Source organism: Streptococcus sp. WB01_FAA12 (genome assembly GCF_012843315.1).
Classification (GTDB): domain Bacteria; phylum Bacillota; class Bacilli; order Lactobacillales; family Streptococcaceae; genus Streptococcus.
The window spans coordinates 58,677-72,206 of sequence record NZ_JABAEX010000004.1 but is presented as its reverse complement, the minus strand read 5'-3'; the positions used below and the strand labels follow the sequence as shown (position 1 = coordinate 72,206).

Sequence of the window (13,530 nt, the reverse complement as noted above, 5' to 3'; positions counted from 1 at the left end):
GACCACCCACCCAAAATTTATGCTTAGATTAAAACTCCCAACTATCAATCATGTCAAGGAATTCCCCAATATTCGACTCTTGCACAAGCTCACGCTTGTAGAGAGCAGCTATCAAAGCATGGAACCCATCTGTCTTTCTTCTGACAGGCTCTTTCTTCAAGAAACGCTTATTGCCATCCTTGTCCTCTTTGACATAGGTATTATCTGTATACCAAATCATAGAGTTGTCATTTTCAAAGATAAACCGCTCATTCGCAAATCCATCTTCGATGATTGGTGCGACCTTGGATTGAATCGCCCCAGGATTTCTCAAGAACTCATATTCAAACCCAGCCTCTTCTAGCAATGGCTTCAACAAGTCCATTCTGAAACCATCAGCACATACAAGCTCAATCTGATAAAGATTTCTCCATTCTTCCAGCTTGGCAATCAAAAGCCGAGGATCAATACTCGGACCATCAACGATTGTAAACAAGCCTTTTTCAGCCCATTCTTCAATAGGTGCTTTTAGCTTGAAAGCTTTCAAAAACGATTTCCGTGCAAATGAATGTTGCTTCCAGATGAACTCATCACCATTCTTAAATAGCAAACCAACGCTCGCAAAGTCTCGGATGCTCGCATAGTCAAAACCAGCCACACATGACCGACCTTTCAAGTCGATACCAGGAGACCGTAAACAAGCAACTAACTTTTCTCGAGAAGTAACATCTTTCTCAAGGTCCGCTTCGGGAAGATTCATCCGTTTTGTCATGAACTCCTGACGGCCAGACGGTTCCAACTCAAGGTCATCATAGTCAGCCTTGGTTCTTGCAAGCAACCTCTTAGCGTAAGGAGTGCTTTCATCCAACATCGGATTTGCCTTTGGCCAGTTCTTCATATCATCTACTTCGTCCGCATTGTCTAGCTTGCAGATGAAAGGGAATAGCCTGAAATCGTCAACCTCTCCATTCAAGATTTGCATAGACTTATCTATCAGCTTGTCATAGAATCCCTCACGCACATATCCATTCGTCCCGTTGTAGAAAGTCCGAGCATGAGCAATCTTACCAAGACCAGACCGTTGAACCTTCACGGCCTTATCATCTTCAAACTGGTGAATCTCATCAAACTCAAGACAACCATCACGAGCTGAGTCCATGGTCTTCGGATTGTTCGTCCGAAAAGAAAAGACCGAGTTATTCGCTCGACCTGTAATAGACATTTTAGTTAGATAGAAATGGTCCTCAAGACCTCGCCTTTGGATAGTCTCATAGACCTCCTCAAACGAAACCTTGCCCTGCTTCTCAGAATTGGCAGTGATGGTCACATCATAATCTCTGATAGGGTAGATAGGGCTGATAAAGAACGCTGACCTTGCCGACATAAAACCATTCTTACCACCACCACGAGATAAAGTATATAGATGCTCGTCGAAGTGTGGCTCTCCATCCTCTTTCCTAAAAAGAAAAATGAACGGGGTCAAGAAAAGCTGGTATTTCGCTAGAGGAAAAAAGTTCTTTTCCGTAAACCGAATGAATTTCTCAATCAGGTCATTATCAAAATACAAATCATCACGAGGATAGATTTTCTCCTTGATAATTTTAAACAGCAGCTTTCTTTCCTTGTTGACGACGATTTCTCCACTCTCGGCCATTTTGATGTAGTCATCAACTAGCGGATGAGAAATCATAACAGATCACTTCCAGACGTAGATTTCTCAACAGGAGAATTTTCAACCTCGAAATCAAACGAGCGCTCAATCGCCAAAAGCTGATTGCTTGTTGTGTTGATTTCCTTGATGAGAGAATTCGCTTTTTGGAATCTTTGTTGGCCGTTGTGGACAGTGATGACCAATCCGTCTTCATGAAGTTTGGCTTTCAGCTCATAGAGCAGTCTGACGAGATAAAGATAACGATTCACTTTTTCGTACTGGATCGCATCCTTTTTTCTAGGACTAAAATAGCCGATTTTAGAAAGTAGCTGATTTTCTAATTCTTTTATATTTTTTTCTGAGTATTCTTCCATTACCCCCCACCCCCTTTAATTTTTTGTTAAAAATTTGGACAGTTAACCCCTCCCACCGGTTCCCAAAGCCTTAAAAATACTGGATTTTTTTTGACCGGGGGGTGTTATCATCCCCAAAATTCGTCTGTTCTGAAATTTTTCTCAATCATTTTTTTAGATTTTCGAAATTGGAAACGTCCGTGACGTTTGTTATGACATTCTTTGCATAGAGTTCTAAGATTGTCTAAGTCAAGAGCGAACTCTGGATAGAACTCAAGCTCCTTGATGTGGTCAACCTCTAAGTTCTCTCTCGTGACTTTGCCTTCGTCTTTGCACCAAACACATTCGTAGTGATCACGTTCAAGTGCAAACTTACGAAGCTCTCTCCATTCGCTGGAATTATAAAACTCTGTTCGGTCTGCTCTAGTTCCTACTTCTATTTTCAAAAGATTATCCTCTTGATTTCCAAAAGTGATTCAGCAAAATTGTCAGAGCTAATTAAAGTTTGGTTTGCTAGTTTTTGAAATCGAATAATAGATTCTTCAATTTGAGAATCAAAAAAATATTCTCTGTTATCTTTATCTTTTATCTTGAGAATCAATCCTCGTATTAGACCTAACATACTTTTGTAAACCTCGCTATTTTTACTCTCTCAATTCCTTGTTTTACATATTCTAGTGAATTCGCTACATGAGTTTTAATTCAGATTTATCAAGCGTTTATCTTGCAAGTGCGAAATGAAATCATCATAACCTCAAAACAATGAATTGATAGTAAAATAAAAAAATTAAAAGCCCTGAAACTTCGTCATGGCTCGGTCTTGTGAATCTTGGTTTTTGCCTATGTATCTCAGTGAAATACTCTGGCTTGAGTGGTTCAGTAGGTCCATTATCAGAGCGACATCCTTGGTTTGTTCGTACATGAATAAGCCAAAGGTCTTCCTCATCGAGTGAGTAGCTATGTTTTCTAGACCGACTTCTTCAGCAGCTTTCTTTATGATCTTGTAAGCTGTGTTAGGTTTTATATGCTGGTGCTTTCCGTTTCGGCTTGGAAAGAGGAAGTCTTCATCTTTCTTATCTTTGATGTACTGCCTCATAGCATTCTTGAATTTCTTTGGCATCTTTCGTTTAGTTGGTTTGTCTGTCTTTTCATCGACGATCTGGACATGCCAACCTTTAACGTGCTTTACTTTCAGTTTAACGATATCACCAATACGAAATCCCAAATTAACACCAGAAAGGAAGAGCATGAGGTTCCGTTGTCTATCTGACTCTTTGACTGCACTATGCAACGTCATCCATTTAATCATAAGCTGAACATCATCTCTATTTCTGATTGGTTCAACAACTACCACATATCTTCACCTCCTTTTTAATGCACAAAAAAAGCAGAGATTTCCTCTCTGCTATTCTTCACGATACTAATTTACCACATTCTTTTTGTCAATTCTATATGTTTTTTTGACAACTTTACATAAAGAGCAGATTTGAAAGTGTATCGAGAATCACTTCTCGTCTTCTGTAAATCTGCTTGCTGTGTCTATACAAGTACCCAGTTTCTCCATTTTCCATGATGTGCCAAACTTGAATCCAGTCGTATCCAGTATGTTCTCCCCAGCGAAGATAAAAGATTTTTTTGTCATCTGGTTCTAGATTCTCTAGTAATTGGGAAATAGCGTTTTGGAGATTTTCTAATCTTAAAATCATAGGATCGCTTGCATAAGCAACCGCTAGATTCTCCGACCTGTTGACGAATGTCCCACTGCCACTTGCTCCAGTATCATCAATACCAGGAACGGTAAGATGCTTAACTTCGTACAAACGTTCTAGCTCATGTCTACGTTGGCCAATAAGTTTGTCAATCTTTAAATATTTATCATCGAGTTCAAACTCGAGATAATCCCTTCGTGCTTTTGTTAAGTTCTTTTTGACCAAACCTTACCTCCCATGTATCTTTTGGATTTAACCCATTTGATAATTTTGCCATCGTTATTGTTATTGTGATAATCTGGCAGTCTTGCTGTTGGACTTTCTTTATAGACCACTTTTTCGACTACCTGGATTGCAGGCATCGTTTCATCATCTATCCACCCAACTAACCATGCAGGGTTTACATCATAGGTTTTAGCAATCGTTTCAATTTGCTTAATAGATGGATATCCACCTCGCTCATACAAATGAATTGTATTTTGTGAAACACCTGTTTCTTTTGCCATCTGTACTACAGAGAGACACAGGTCCTCTCTAAGTTCTTTCAATCTTAGCTGCATCTTTCAAATCTCCTTACGTATTTCAAATAATCTTGCCATCAAAAACTAAAGTGATCGTACCTGTACCATCTTGATGCTTAGATACTAAAGCTTGGCAATCTGAACCGAGCTCGATTCCTTCGATTGTGATGCTTCGTTTCATGCTGTTGACGTTGACGATTGCGCCATTCGAAGTTTTAATTCTCATTCTCAACCTCCAGCAAGTTTTTATTTTCATAGATATTTCCAATGACTTTGTAATACGGTAAAAATTCCTTTGTGATTTTAATCCGATATGTGCGACTTAGACCGTCACCGTACCAGCAACCTTTCTCTTTGTCATATTTGACAATAAAGGTATATTCTTTCTGTATTTGATGATGTAAGATATCGCCTTCAAAAACTTCTGTACCTTCCTTGTCACAAAGACCTGTTGACTGCATAAGGATAACATCTTCTCCATTTCGCTTATCTTCAAATTTTAACGGAACCGATGTAGAGCCATCGCTAAACTTCCCTATGATTTCCTTTCTGACAAATGAAATCATCAGTATTTCATTAATCATTTCTTCTGCTAACACATACCATGCTCTAAATCTTGGTAACATCTGGTAAATCCTCCTCTTTTACGAATACCCCGTCAATCATCTTCCCTTTTCGGTCTTTGATAGCATCATACGCAATCTGCAAGCAATTTTCTGCATCTGTCCCGTTTAAAAATGAAACAGTGCTAACTACACTATCGAGAAACATCAAATCAGACTTAATAAGAGGTGTCTGAGTTCCGTTGTGACAAATGTGAGCATAAAGCTTTTGCGCGATATTGCCCAGACTTGAAACCATCAGCAGCAATTCAAGTTCCTGTTGGCTAGCAGAGAACTGAGCACCATTCTTAATTTGTTGCTCCAGTCCAATCAATACTACCTGGATATCGCCAAGCGCATCATAGATCAGTTCAGATTTATCCTTTGCGATACCTTCAAACAATTCACCTGATTCTTCCATGAGCTTTAAGAATTGCTTGACTGGATTCGCTTCATGTAGATTTCTATCTACAAACCATTGTTGTACTTTTTTTTCTAATTCTGTGTTGTTCATATTTTTACCCTACATTTCTTCTAAATCAAAGTATTCTGTCAGCTCACTCTTCAATTCCTCTAGAGTTTCACATCGTTCAATTAAAACAGACACATCGTATTGTGTATCCACTTTGTTCAGAGTGTTTTCTGCTACTGCATCAGCTACCCATTTTGGATGAGTGCCAGCGCGAGAGAATTGATCTTGTGGCAGTAGCTCTAGTAATGCTTCATATCGTTCTTCTAGTGAAGTCAAAGCACCAAGCGTGTCAATAAATGCTGTATCTGATTTTCTTTTTTTAAAAATTTCTGGGTAATTTTCTTCTGCAATTTCTGCATAGATGGCAGACCATTCTTCGTCTGAAAAATGTGATTTTTCAACTAGTGCACCGTATTCGATTTCTTTTCCATTGATTTTAGTTTTGTATTTCATAATTTTACCTCTTTTCCAATTTCTGTATTGTTGTACTTCTGCTCACTAACCACAAAAACGTTACCATTAACCGTGATAGTGAAAAGACTTCCGATTTTTCGTTTTTCCGTAACCTTGCCCGTAATCTGATATTTGCTATCAGCATGATAGACTAGTAAGGGTTTTTGTTGCTCGTCTATAATCGATCGTTGCATAAATAATAAGCAAGTAGTAAGTAAGGTATAGCCAATTAAGAAGCGTTTCATTCTGGAACCTCCAAAAGCTCCTGATTTTCGTAGACATTGCCGATGATTTCTCTTGAATTAGCTACATTACATAATCGTTCAAAATTGTTGTATCTAATCAAGCTATTCACAAACATTCCTAAATCTTCTCTATATTCGATAAATCCGTTTAACAAACCATCTTTTGTACCTAAAATATCTTTCTCGTATATCTCCCGTAAATTTTTATCAAACATCCCTGTGAAACGTCCTACTGATTCTATACTTACAGGACACCAAGAACCTATAGTAATGTATTGTTCATTAGCTTCTACCACTTCGTTGATAATAAATGCTCTTCCTCTATCTTCAATCAAATGTCCGTATTGCCATTCTCCTTTGCTGTTTTCGTCAATGGATAACCCTCTGAATTTTGGTATCATCTTGCACCTCCCATGAAATTATTAACAATATTTTGCTTTTCAGTATCGATTATTTTATTTCTATAATTCAATATTGGAGCCATAACATCATTTGTCAATGCAGGCTTCAAAATGATTTCATTTGTTTCCGAAAATCTTTTACCGTTGATTTTGATTTTGATGTCATAACCGTTAGCGATATGTTCAAGGTCATCTTTAGACAGGGAAATTTCAAATCTACTCATTCTTCTACCTCCTCGATTTACGCTTCCTTCAAATACTCATTAAAGACATCTTCATCAAGTATTCCGTTTTCAATTAAATTTTCAACTGCAATTTCAATTTTAATTAAACGATTTAATTCTTTGTTAGGTAACGTAGCCATAATAACTTCTTCCATCACTCCACCTCCTTGCTCTTGAATTCTCTAGTGAGTCTATTTTTTAAAACTCGAATTTGAAAACACTTATCGTCTGCATATGTATAATAATCATCGGTTTCTTCAATCCATTGACTTCGTGTGTACGGGTATCTGTTTGGTCGTGTCATATTACCACCTCATATATAAATATTTTGTATCAATCTCTTGTTCTAAAATACAATCTCTCAATGATCTCAAATCTTCTAACGCACTGCTGACGGTCCCCCATTTGTTCTCAGGTTCATACTGTACATACTTTTCAGGATACTGTTCCAGTTCTGAGATGCCACGTTGAATGTTTTCAAAAATCTGAGCAACATTGTAGATAGTACCTTGTTTGAAATCCCAATTCATAGCATTCCTAAACATTTCCCCAAGATTGTAGGTCGGAGAACTATTTTCAGGTTCATCTATGCAAATATAATCTCCGCTTTCTATTTTTCCCAAGATTTCCAAATCATAACTCATCTATCCGACTCCTCCGCACTATACTGCAACCATACTAGGCATTCATATAGATCCCTTGTTTGCCTTTTGATGTTGCTTAATGATTGACTGCTCAATTTATCATCATTTTGTAAGACTTCTATCTTGAGATTTAAAATAATAGCAGTCAATTCTTTTTCTTTTTTTAAACTTTCACTACATGACATCACTCAACCTCTTTAATTTCCATACCTGGGCAATCAAACACCCAACTCATGTCATTTTCTTCTAGATCTGTTTTAGTATGATATCCTGAATAGAATACTCCATCATAACTAGAGAAAATATAATCCTCATTTTCAGTGTGATAGTACAACTTTTGTCCACTTGATTTCAGAGTTACAATATACCGTTTCTCTTTCTCGACCTCATAACCTAGAATCCAAGCAAGTGCGAATGTTTCGATATTATTTTCGTAAAACCATTCAGGGACTCTCTTATCGTAATGATCTTCAATCACTCTCATCGCCCCATAAACATGAAAATCGTTTGCCTTTTTAAACTCTATATAATCCGCCACAAACTGCGGGATTGCGACTTTCTCAAGTTCAATTGATTTGTAAATGAATCTCTCGTCTATGCTCACGATTTCTCCACTAGCGACTTGAATTTTCTTTTCCCTAGCCCCCGTTGTGTCTACTAGAAAACCAACTTCATATCCCTCTATAAACACTTTTTCTTTATTCATCTTCTAAGTCCTCCATTTCTACTCCCAATTCAACAAGTTCTTGTTTTAGCATCTCGATTCGATTCTGGATGGTTTCTGTGATTAGACCAGACAATATCTCATCTGCTTTGATTTCTTTTTTTAAAAATCCAGCTCTTGTCCCTCATGGCTCAAAGACACAAGAGCTAGCAAATTCTTTATACGTCATTCGTCCAAGTCTGACGCATATTCTAGCTCGCTTTTAACGTGGTTCGCGACACGTTGATTTTGTTGCTAAGTAATAGCAATCAGCTGCTCCGTAGTCAATCCTGATGTTCTCACCACTCATGCTTTTCCGAAATCGTGGATGACTGATTGCTGAATAACTAGCCTGATGTTTCTTTAGTTCATTGATTGCGCTATGTATGTGGCCGAAACTCCCAATGAGTATCTTGCGGTGACCGTTGTAAATGAAATAGAGTTCAATCATCTTTACTAAACTCCTTGTAAATTTTTTTGAATATTTCTGACACCAATTTTTCAGGTATATTAGATCTCTCGTTGTATGATTTTGAGAAGTTTTTCCACTCGATATCCTGCTTGATAATTTTATTTTTAAGATTAAGTTCAATATTACTTCCAAAAATTGTCCGTTTTTGTAAAGGATAATCATAATTATTGTATCTAGCTAGGTTTTTGTATGGAATTCTGAATCCAATAATGTCCTCGATGTAAGGCCACAGTCTGTCAGCTGCTGGATTCTCAATAACCCAAAATTGTGGTCTATATCTTTTTATGATTTCTATTGTATTGAAAGCTGTTAGCTCGCCATTGACCCTTTTTAAAAATTGCCTGTCGTACTGATAATTTATATAGGCTGACTCGTAATCCTTATTTGCCCTGATCGTGAACGGTGAAGGTCTTACTTGTGGAGCAAACAAGCTATCAGACACATCATTGCGTTTCCAACACGCATTCCCGTTTTCCATGGCAGAAGCATTTGACCATGATTCGCATGGTGGGCTAGCTATGATTAAATCTGGGCGTGGCAATTTGTCAAGCGTATCAAAAAGTGTGTTGTCTCCAAATAAGCGTTTGTAATCGGCAAGATTCAAATTTATGAAATGATTGTTCTTGTTTTCTATATCCATTCCGATTGAATAGATTTCAATATTCGCCCCCCCCCCCGAACTATTCAGAGAGTTAGCACCCTTAAAATAAGAACCATTTCCACTATCAAAAAGCGCCCAAACTGTCATTTTTTTAATGATCAATACCTCCTAAAATAACTTCAACTGCTTCTCATAAGCATCAAGCCTCTGTTTAGCAAGGTTGAAGATGTCTCCGTCTAACTCACAGCCTACATACTCAAAACCTAATTCTTGACAAGCGATCAAACTACTTGCTGAACCGACATGAGTATCAAGAATCTTATCTCCGTCTTTTGCATAGTTTTGTAGCAACCAAAGATAAAGATTAATTGGTTTTTGAGTCGGATGGATTCTAACCTCATTCAATACCTTATTTCCTTGCTGAATATGGCCTTCAGATATTGACTTGCCTTGCATCATACCATTCCACATATAGCGAAACAGCCGTGTACTATCATGTAAGCTGCAGTATGCTATCTCACAATCTGAAAAACTTGAATGACCATTAACTTTGTCCCAAACGATACGGCCAGAACCAAAAGAATAGTCGAAGTAGTTCACACCCCAAATAATTTGATTTTTAGATACCCTAAAAAGTTCATCAAAATAATCTCTATTTGGAATTTGCCACTCTGAGGTTTTGCCATACAGTCTATTGACACCAATCGGACTAACTTTTCGACCATAGTATTCTCTTTTTTCTGGACCAGAAAAATAAGGTGGATCAACAATAGCTAGGTCGAAGTAATCATCAGGATATTGTTTCATGATGTCCATACAATCGTTGTTAAAAAACTCTCTCATCAATACCTCCTATCCTTCATCCCAGCTGGATACACAAAGCACTTTCCAGTTGCTCCCTCAAAGATACGACTTGATAAAGCACCATTCCCAAAATCGTCCGAGTAAAGCTCCTTAATTTCTTCACTAGATAGATTAGTGTTGATAATCGTATTCGTCCGATTATCCAGGATCTTGAACAATATCTGATGTGCCCACTCGTTCCGCTTCGTGTCAGCCTTACGACTCTCTTTCCCAAGGTCATCCAAAAAGAGGAAATCAACCTCAGACAGTAGCTTGACCATCTTCGCTTCTGAGAAACCATTGTCAAACTCAAAGCTTTCTCTAATCTTGTCGAACAAGGTCACAACTGAAACAAAGAGCACGCTTTTCGGTTCATCATAAGACTTAAATTGCTCATTGAGAAACCGAGCAAAACCATATGTCAGATGACTCTTACCAACACCAGACGGACCAGTGATGATAGCATTCCCAGTCTCACCTTTGGCATAGCAACGTTCCAAACGTTTCACAAAATTCATAGCATTTTCGTCGATGTCAACTCGAATTTCATAATCATGTAGTGACTTGCTGCCCAACTTACTTGAAACGATACTGTCACGAGCAAAGACTTCGTATGTATCCGATAGTTTACTTTTGACCTCGGATTCCATATTCAGTTGCTTTTCAAAGCGTCGAATGTTCTCTTTCTCGCACTCAGGACATTGACTGATTTCCTCAACTTTGCCCTTGACAGGAATCTTAACAGACCAAAGATTGCATCCATGGATTTCACAGACATCATCAAGAACTGTTCTAGTTCTGAATTGTTTAAACTGTTTCATCTAAAACCCTAGCCTTTCGTCTGTTTTCTTTTCACGTTTAACAACATTTCCTTGATTCAAATAACCGTCGAACTTCGTTCCAAAGAGGGTTTCTGGTCTCAAGTATTTCGCATACTTCGTACCTGACCAATCCTTAACCATGTTATCAATCACCTGCTTAAAGTCATCTAGTCGATATCCTTCAGACCATCTAGCCTTAATCAGAGATCTGTTCTTCTGAACATTATCTCTATAATTCTTCCCAGTCTTTGAATTGAGATAATCGATAATTTCTTTGTAAGGGATATTGTCAGGTTCTTTAGGGTAGGTAGTTAAGCTATCCTCATCTAAGCTAACCTTACTTACCCTATCCTGTGTATCCGAATGGTATCCATTTGGTATGACATTTTCCAAAGGTTTTAACACAGCTGTTTTTGAGTGGTCATATTCTAGTTGATTTTTTTCATCCTGATGTAAAGTAGACTGAAATCTGTCAGATCTGATATAATTGTGGATTCTCCAGTGTCGGATAACAACCACTCCACTTTCAAACGGAATCAAGAATCCTTTTGCGATAAGTAACCTCATGTCATCATCACTTGCCCCAATTGTTCTCTGGGTAGTCTTAGCCTTGTCAATGAACCCTTCATCATCTGCCCCCATATTAAGATGAAAATAGAGAGCTTGTGATGATAAAGGCATCTCAAGAAATCTGTCTGTTTCAGTAATCTTCCTGCTAAACATTCTTCGTTGTGCCATCTTCTACTCCTCCACACTTGAGAATTTTGTGTATTCTTTGTGAAAATATAGTTTAACCGTCCCTAAACTACCATGCCGATTCTTTTCCAGGATCAGCTCGGTTACATTGTTAGCTTCTTGACTGTCTGTCTGTTCCTTCTGATAGTAGGCATCACGATACAAGAAGGCTACAATATCAGCATCTTGCTCAATAGAGCCAGATTCTCGCAAATCTGACATCATTGGACGTTTTTCTTGTCTCTGTTCAACTGCACGACTTAGTTGTGACAGGGCAATGACAGGTACTTTCAAATCCTTAGCTAGTATCTTCAATTCCCTAGAAATCTCAGAAACTACCTGCTGACGATTCTCACCTTTTGAGCCAGTGATCAGTTGCAAGTAGTCAATGATAATGACTCCAAGACCCCCCATCTCCTGGGCAAGTTTTCGAGCTTTTGACCGTATCTCAGAGATACGAATACCAGCCGTATCATCAACAAAAATAGGAGCGTCATAGAGATTCCCTTGCGCATGCACTAGCCTACTCCATTCCTCAACACTCAGATTCCCAGTTTTTAGGTGATACCCTTCTACCATGCCCTCAGATGCTAACATCCGCTCAATCAAGCTCTCCGCCCCCATCTCAAGCGAGAAAATAGCAACAGGCTTTTTCTCTTTTACAGCGATATATTGAGCGATATTTAGAGCTAGCGCTGTCTTCCCCATTGCAGGGCGAGCGGCAAGGATGATAAGATTGTCCTCATGAAGACCAGTCGTAATCTTATCCAGTCCAACGAACCCAGTCGATAGACCTGTCACAACTCCATCTGTCTGAGAGCGAGTCTCCACCATCTGCATATGTGTATCAAGGATATCGGCCACATTACGAAATCCTGTCCCTGCATTTTGATTACTGATGTCAAGCATAGACTTTTCAGTTCTTGCGATGATGTCACCAACAGGTACATCACCCTGATAAGCACTCGAGAGGGAGTCAGATAGGTTTGCTATCATCTTTCTGAGCGTAGCCTTTTCTTTCACAAGCTTTGCATAGTGCTCCACATTCTTTGATGTCGGAGTGGAGTTTACTAGCTCGACAACATAGTTGATACCCCCGATTTTTGAAATATCTCCTTGATTCGTGAGAGCAGAGCCCATAGTCGTAGCATCGATTGGCTCACCTTTTTCAAGCAAGGACAACATGGTCTTAAATACAATTTTGTTTGCCGGCTTGTAAAAGTCATCTGGAACCAATTCATCCGCTAGAAATATAAGTGAATCAGGAGAGATGAATACTGAACCAAGAACAGACTGTTCAGCAGCTAAATCATGAGGTAATATTCTAAATTCTTCATTCATGCGCTATTCCCCCAGTATTTTTCTAGATCAACATTCATCACCGCAGCAAGGTTCTTTTGCTCGGTCAATATTTGTCTGCGATAAGGAGCAAGACCAGCTTGTCGCTCCTCCTCACTTCGTGGCAAGTAGTATCCGTTTGGCTTCATCTTCTTGGCTACGATAGGATGCCCAAAATTGACACGCAGGCTTTCGATAATTTCTTCTACCTTACGTTTTGAGAGCCCAGTTTCTAAACGAATTTCACTGGCTTGGATTGGCAGGTCGAAAGTCGCGCAATTCATGATCATGTTTAACACACGGATTTCCATCTCACTCATTTCACGACTAACACTCATATCTTTGCCCTCCATTTTCTTGGCTTCTTACGGAAATCCAAAGTCATTTCCTGATAAAGCAAGCGACCATTTTCAACTAAAAGCTCGGCATTTTGCTTTCTTAGAAGTTCATTATTACTTGCTTCTTCCTGAAAATCATAGGCAAGTCTATCATAGTCTTCGATGCATGCTCTAAAAACTTGTGGTACATCCTCAATCGATGAAGCAAGACCTATAGGTGGTTGGGTGTCATAGGTAGACTTTCTGTCACACATTCTCAGGTTTCTTCGAGCAACTTCCCTGAAATCTTCTGTTTCTTCAATAATGACCACTACATTTTGCTTATCCGATTTTTCATTTTTAGCCGTAAGCACCATTAGGATAAACATCCCAATGAAAATCACTGCTAAGCCAAGCAATTGGCTTGATAAAGTTGGTTCTGTCAT

At 38.6% G+C, this 13,530-nt stretch carries 24 protein-coding genes; all 24 read right to left on the bottom strand.

What is annotated here, in order from left to right:
- Positions 1 to 28 precede the first annotated feature (28 nt).
- Entirely contained in the window at positions 29 to 1,669 is a 1,641-nt protein-coding gene (locus tag HF881_RS06505; RefSeq protein ID WP_169446833.1) for a terminase TerL endonuclease subunit, read from the bottom strand.
- Positions 1,666 to 2,004 (bottom strand): hypothetical protein, encoded by a 339-nt coding sequence (locus HF881_RS06500; protein WP_007519093.1) that lies wholly within the window; start codon positions 2,002 to 2,004, stop codon positions 1,666 to 1,668. The genes HF881_RS06505 and HF881_RS06500 overlap by 4 nt, the downstream gene beginning before the upstream one ends.
- A gap of 107 nt (positions 2,005 to 2,111) precedes the next feature.
- Positions 2,112 to 2,429 (bottom strand): HNH endonuclease signature motif containing protein, encoded by a 318-nt coding sequence (locus tag HF881_RS06495; protein ID WP_169446832.1) that lies wholly within the window; start codon positions 2,427 to 2,429, stop codon positions 2,112 to 2,114.
- 341 nt (positions 2,430 to 2,770) lie between these two features.
- A complete protein-coding gene (locus HF881_RS06490) occupies positions 2,771 to 3,337 on the bottom strand; it encodes a tyrosine-type recombinase/integrase (protein WP_169446831.1) in 567 nt (188 codons plus the stop codon).
- Positions 3,338 to 3,452: 115 nt separating this feature from the next.
- Positions 3,453 to 3,917 (bottom strand): hypothetical protein, encoded by a 465-nt coding sequence (locus HF881_RS06485; RefSeq protein ID WP_033585811.1) that lies wholly within the window; start codon positions 3,915 to 3,917, stop codon positions 3,453 to 3,455.
- The gene (locus HF881_RS06480; protein ID WP_169446830.1) at positions 3,899 to 4,252 is read right to left on the bottom strand and encodes a helix-turn-helix transcriptional regulator; all 354 of its coding nucleotides are present in this window, start codon (positions 4,250 to 4,252) and stop codon (positions 3,899 to 3,901) included. The genes HF881_RS06485 and HF881_RS06480 overlap by 19 nt, the downstream gene beginning before the upstream one ends.
- 22 nt (positions 4,253 to 4,274) lie before the next feature.
- The gene (locus HF881_RS06475; RefSeq protein WP_169446829.1) at positions 4,275 to 4,439 is read right to left on the bottom strand and encodes a hypothetical protein; all 165 of its coding nucleotides are present in this window, start codon (positions 4,437 to 4,439) and stop codon (positions 4,275 to 4,277) included.
- Positions 4,429 to 4,839 carry a YopX family protein gene (locus HF881_RS10515; protein ID WP_240956790.1) on the bottom strand — a complete coding sequence of 137 codons (411 nt, stop codon included), beginning with the start codon at positions 4,837 to 4,839 and terminating at the stop codon, positions 4,429 to 4,431. The genes HF881_RS06475 and HF881_RS10515 overlap by 11 nt, the downstream gene beginning before the upstream one ends.
- Positions 4,823 to 5,329, bottom strand: a complete 507-nt coding sequence (locus tag HF881_RS06465) for a MazG-like family protein (protein WP_169446828.1) — start codon at positions 5,327 to 5,329, stop codon at positions 4,823 to 4,825. The genes HF881_RS10515 and HF881_RS06465 overlap by 17 nt, the downstream gene beginning before the upstream one ends.
- A gap of 9 nt (positions 5,330 to 5,338) precedes the next feature.
- The gene (locus HF881_RS06460; RefSeq protein WP_169446827.1) at positions 5,339 to 5,740 is read right to left on the bottom strand and encodes a hypothetical protein; all 402 of its coding nucleotides are present in this window, start codon (positions 5,738 to 5,740) and stop codon (positions 5,339 to 5,341) included.
- Entirely contained in the window at positions 5,737 to 5,985 is a 249-nt protein-coding gene (locus HF881_RS06455; protein WP_169446826.1) for a DUF1372 family protein, read from the bottom strand. Before HF881_RS06455 ends, HF881_RS06460 begins: the two co-directional genes overlap by 4 nt.
- Positions 5,982 to 6,386, bottom strand: a complete 405-nt coding sequence (locus tag HF881_RS06450; RefSeq protein WP_169446825.1) for a YopX family protein — start codon at positions 6,384 to 6,386, stop codon at positions 5,982 to 5,984. The genes HF881_RS06455 and HF881_RS06450 overlap by 4 nt, the downstream gene beginning before the upstream one ends.
- Positions 6,383 to 6,610 (bottom strand): hypothetical protein, encoded by a 228-nt coding sequence (locus tag HF881_RS06445; protein WP_169446824.1) that lies wholly within the window; start codon positions 6,608 to 6,610, stop codon positions 6,383 to 6,385. The genes HF881_RS06450 and HF881_RS06445 overlap by 4 nt, the downstream gene beginning before the upstream one ends.
- A 17-nt stretch (positions 6,611 to 6,627) precedes the next feature.
- Positions 6,628 to 6,765 carry a hypothetical protein gene (locus HF881_RS06440; protein WP_006154920.1) on the bottom strand — a complete coding sequence of 46 codons (138 nt, stop codon included), beginning with the start codon at positions 6,763 to 6,765 and terminating at the stop codon, positions 6,628 to 6,630.
- 150 nt (positions 6,766 to 6,915) lie between these two features.
- On the bottom strand, positions 6,916 to 7,254 hold the full coding sequence (locus HF881_RS06435) for a hypothetical protein (RefSeq protein ID WP_169446823.1): 339 nt from the start codon (positions 7,252 to 7,254) through the stop codon (positions 6,916 to 6,918).
- Positions 7,255 to 7,438: 184 nt separating this feature from the next.
- On the bottom strand, positions 7,439 to 7,960 hold the full coding sequence (locus tag HF881_RS06430) for a DUF1642 domain-containing protein (protein WP_169446822.1): 522 nt from the start codon (positions 7,958 to 7,960) through the stop codon (positions 7,439 to 7,441).
- Between the two features lie 220 nt (positions 7,961 to 8,180).
- Entirely contained in the window at positions 8,181 to 8,408 is a 228-nt protein-coding gene (locus HF881_RS10510) for a hypothetical protein (protein ID WP_240956789.1), read from the bottom strand.
- Positions 8,401 to 9,192 (bottom strand): DNA methyltransferase, encoded by a 792-nt coding sequence (locus HF881_RS06425; protein ID WP_169446821.1) that lies wholly within the window; start codon positions 9,190 to 9,192, stop codon positions 8,401 to 8,403. The genes HF881_RS10510 and HF881_RS06425 overlap by 8 nt, the downstream gene beginning before the upstream one ends.
- A 6-nt stretch (positions 9,193 to 9,198) precedes the next feature.
- Positions 9,199 to 9,873 carry a DNA methyltransferase gene (locus HF881_RS06420; RefSeq protein ID WP_143989128.1) on the bottom strand — a complete coding sequence of 225 codons (675 nt, stop codon included), beginning with the start codon at positions 9,871 to 9,873 and terminating at the stop codon, positions 9,199 to 9,201.
- The gene (locus HF881_RS06415; RefSeq protein ID WP_169446820.1) at positions 9,873 to 10,694 is read right to left on the bottom strand and encodes an ATP-binding protein; all 822 of its coding nucleotides are present in this window, start codon (positions 10,692 to 10,694) and stop codon (positions 9,873 to 9,875) included. Before HF881_RS06415 ends, HF881_RS06420 begins: the two co-directional genes overlap by 1 nt.
- Complete coding sequence (locus HF881_RS06410; RefSeq protein WP_169446819.1) at positions 10,695 to 11,432, bottom strand: conserved phage C-terminal domain-containing protein; 738 nt, start codon at positions 11,430 to 11,432, stop codon at positions 10,695 to 10,697.
- A gap of 3 nt (positions 11,433 to 11,435) precedes the next feature.
- Positions 11,436 to 12,770, bottom strand: a complete 1,335-nt coding sequence (dnaB, locus tag HF881_RS06405) for a replicative DNA helicase (protein ID WP_169446818.1) — start codon at positions 12,768 to 12,770, stop codon at positions 11,436 to 11,438.
- Positions 12,767 to 13,105, bottom strand: a complete 339-nt coding sequence (locus HF881_RS06400; protein ID WP_036756819.1) for a hypothetical protein — start codon at positions 13,103 to 13,105, stop codon at positions 12,767 to 12,769. Before HF881_RS06400 ends, dnaB begins: the two co-directional genes overlap by 4 nt.
- Positions 13,102 to 13,530, bottom strand: coding sequence for a hypothetical protein (locus HF881_RS06395; protein WP_169446817.1), 429 nt, complete (start codon positions 13,528 to 13,530; stop codon positions 13,102 to 13,104). Before HF881_RS06395 ends, HF881_RS06400 begins: the two co-directional genes overlap by 4 nt.

Coding starts and splice junctions, on each gene's coding strand:
- HF881_RS06455 (WP_169446826.1), bottom strand. CDS start 5,985: ATGAAACGCTTCTTAATTGGCTATACCTTACTTACTACTTGCTTATTA.
- HF881_RS06435 (WP_169446823.1), bottom strand. CDS start 7,254: ATGAGTTATGATTTGGAAATCTTGGGAAAAATAGAAAGCGGAGATTAT.
- HF881_RS06415 (WP_169446820.1), bottom strand. CDS start 10,694: ATGAAACAGTTTAAACAATTCAGAACTAGAACAGTTCTTGATGATGTC.
- HF881_RS06480 (WP_169446830.1), bottom strand. CDS start 4,252: ATGCAGCTAAGATTGAAAGAACTTAGAGAGGACCTGTGTCTCTCTGTA.
- HF881_RS06410 (WP_169446819.1), bottom strand. CDS start 11,432: ATGGCACAACGAAGAATGTTTAGCAGGAAGATTACTGAAACAGACAGA.
- HF881_RS06460 (WP_169446827.1), bottom strand. CDS start 5,740: ATGAAATACAAAACTAAAATCAATGGAAAAGAAATCGAATACGGTGCA.
- HF881_RS06440 (WP_006154920.1), bottom strand. CDS start 6,765: ATGGAAGAAGTTATTATGGCTACGTTACCTAACAAAGAATTAAATCGT.
- HF881_RS10510 (WP_240956789.1), bottom strand. CDS start 8,408: ATGATTGAACTCTATTTCATTTACAACGGTCACCGCAAGATACTCATT.
- HF881_RS06400 (WP_036756819.1), bottom strand. CDS start 13,105: ATGAGTGTTAGTCGTGAAATGAGTGAGATGGAAATCCGTGTGTTAAAC.
- HF881_RS06445 (WP_169446824.1), bottom strand. CDS start 6,610: ATGAGTAGATTTGAAATTTCCCTGTCTAAAGATGACCTTGAACATATC.
- HF881_RS06505 (WP_169446833.1), bottom strand. CDS start 1,669: ATGATTTCTCATCCGCTAGTTGATGACTACATCAAAATGGCCGAGAGT.
- HF881_RS06500 (WP_007519093.1), bottom strand. CDS start 2,004: ATGGAAGAATACTCAGAAAAAAATATAAAAGAATTAGAAAATCAGCTA.
- HF881_RS06475 (WP_169446829.1), bottom strand. CDS start 4,439: ATGAGAATTAAAACTTCGAATGGCGCAATCGTCAACGTCAACAGCATG.
- HF881_RS06465 (WP_169446828.1), bottom strand. CDS start 5,329: ATGAACAACACAGAATTAGAAAAAAAAGTACAACAATGGTTTGTAGAT.
- HF881_RS06450 (WP_169446825.1), bottom strand. CDS start 6,386: ATGATACCAAAATTCAGAGGGTTATCCATTGACGAAAACAGCAAAGGA.
- HF881_RS10515 (WP_240956790.1), bottom strand. CDS start 4,839: ATGTTACCAAGATTTAGAGCATGGTATGTGTTAGCAGAAGAAATGATT.
- HF881_RS06430 (WP_169446822.1), bottom strand. CDS start 7,960: ATGAATAAAGAAAAAGTGTTTATAGAGGGATATGAAGTTGGTTTTCTA.
- dnaB (WP_169446818.1), bottom strand. CDS start 12,770: ATGAATGAAGAATTTAGAATATTACCTCATGATTTAGCTGCTGAACAG.
- HF881_RS06395 (WP_169446817.1), bottom strand. CDS start 13,530: ATGACAGAACCAACTTTATCAAGCCAATTGCTTGGCTTAGCAGTGATT.
- HF881_RS06420 (WP_143989128.1), bottom strand. CDS start 9,873: ATGAGAGAGTTTTTTAACAACGATTGTATGGACATCATGAAACAATAT.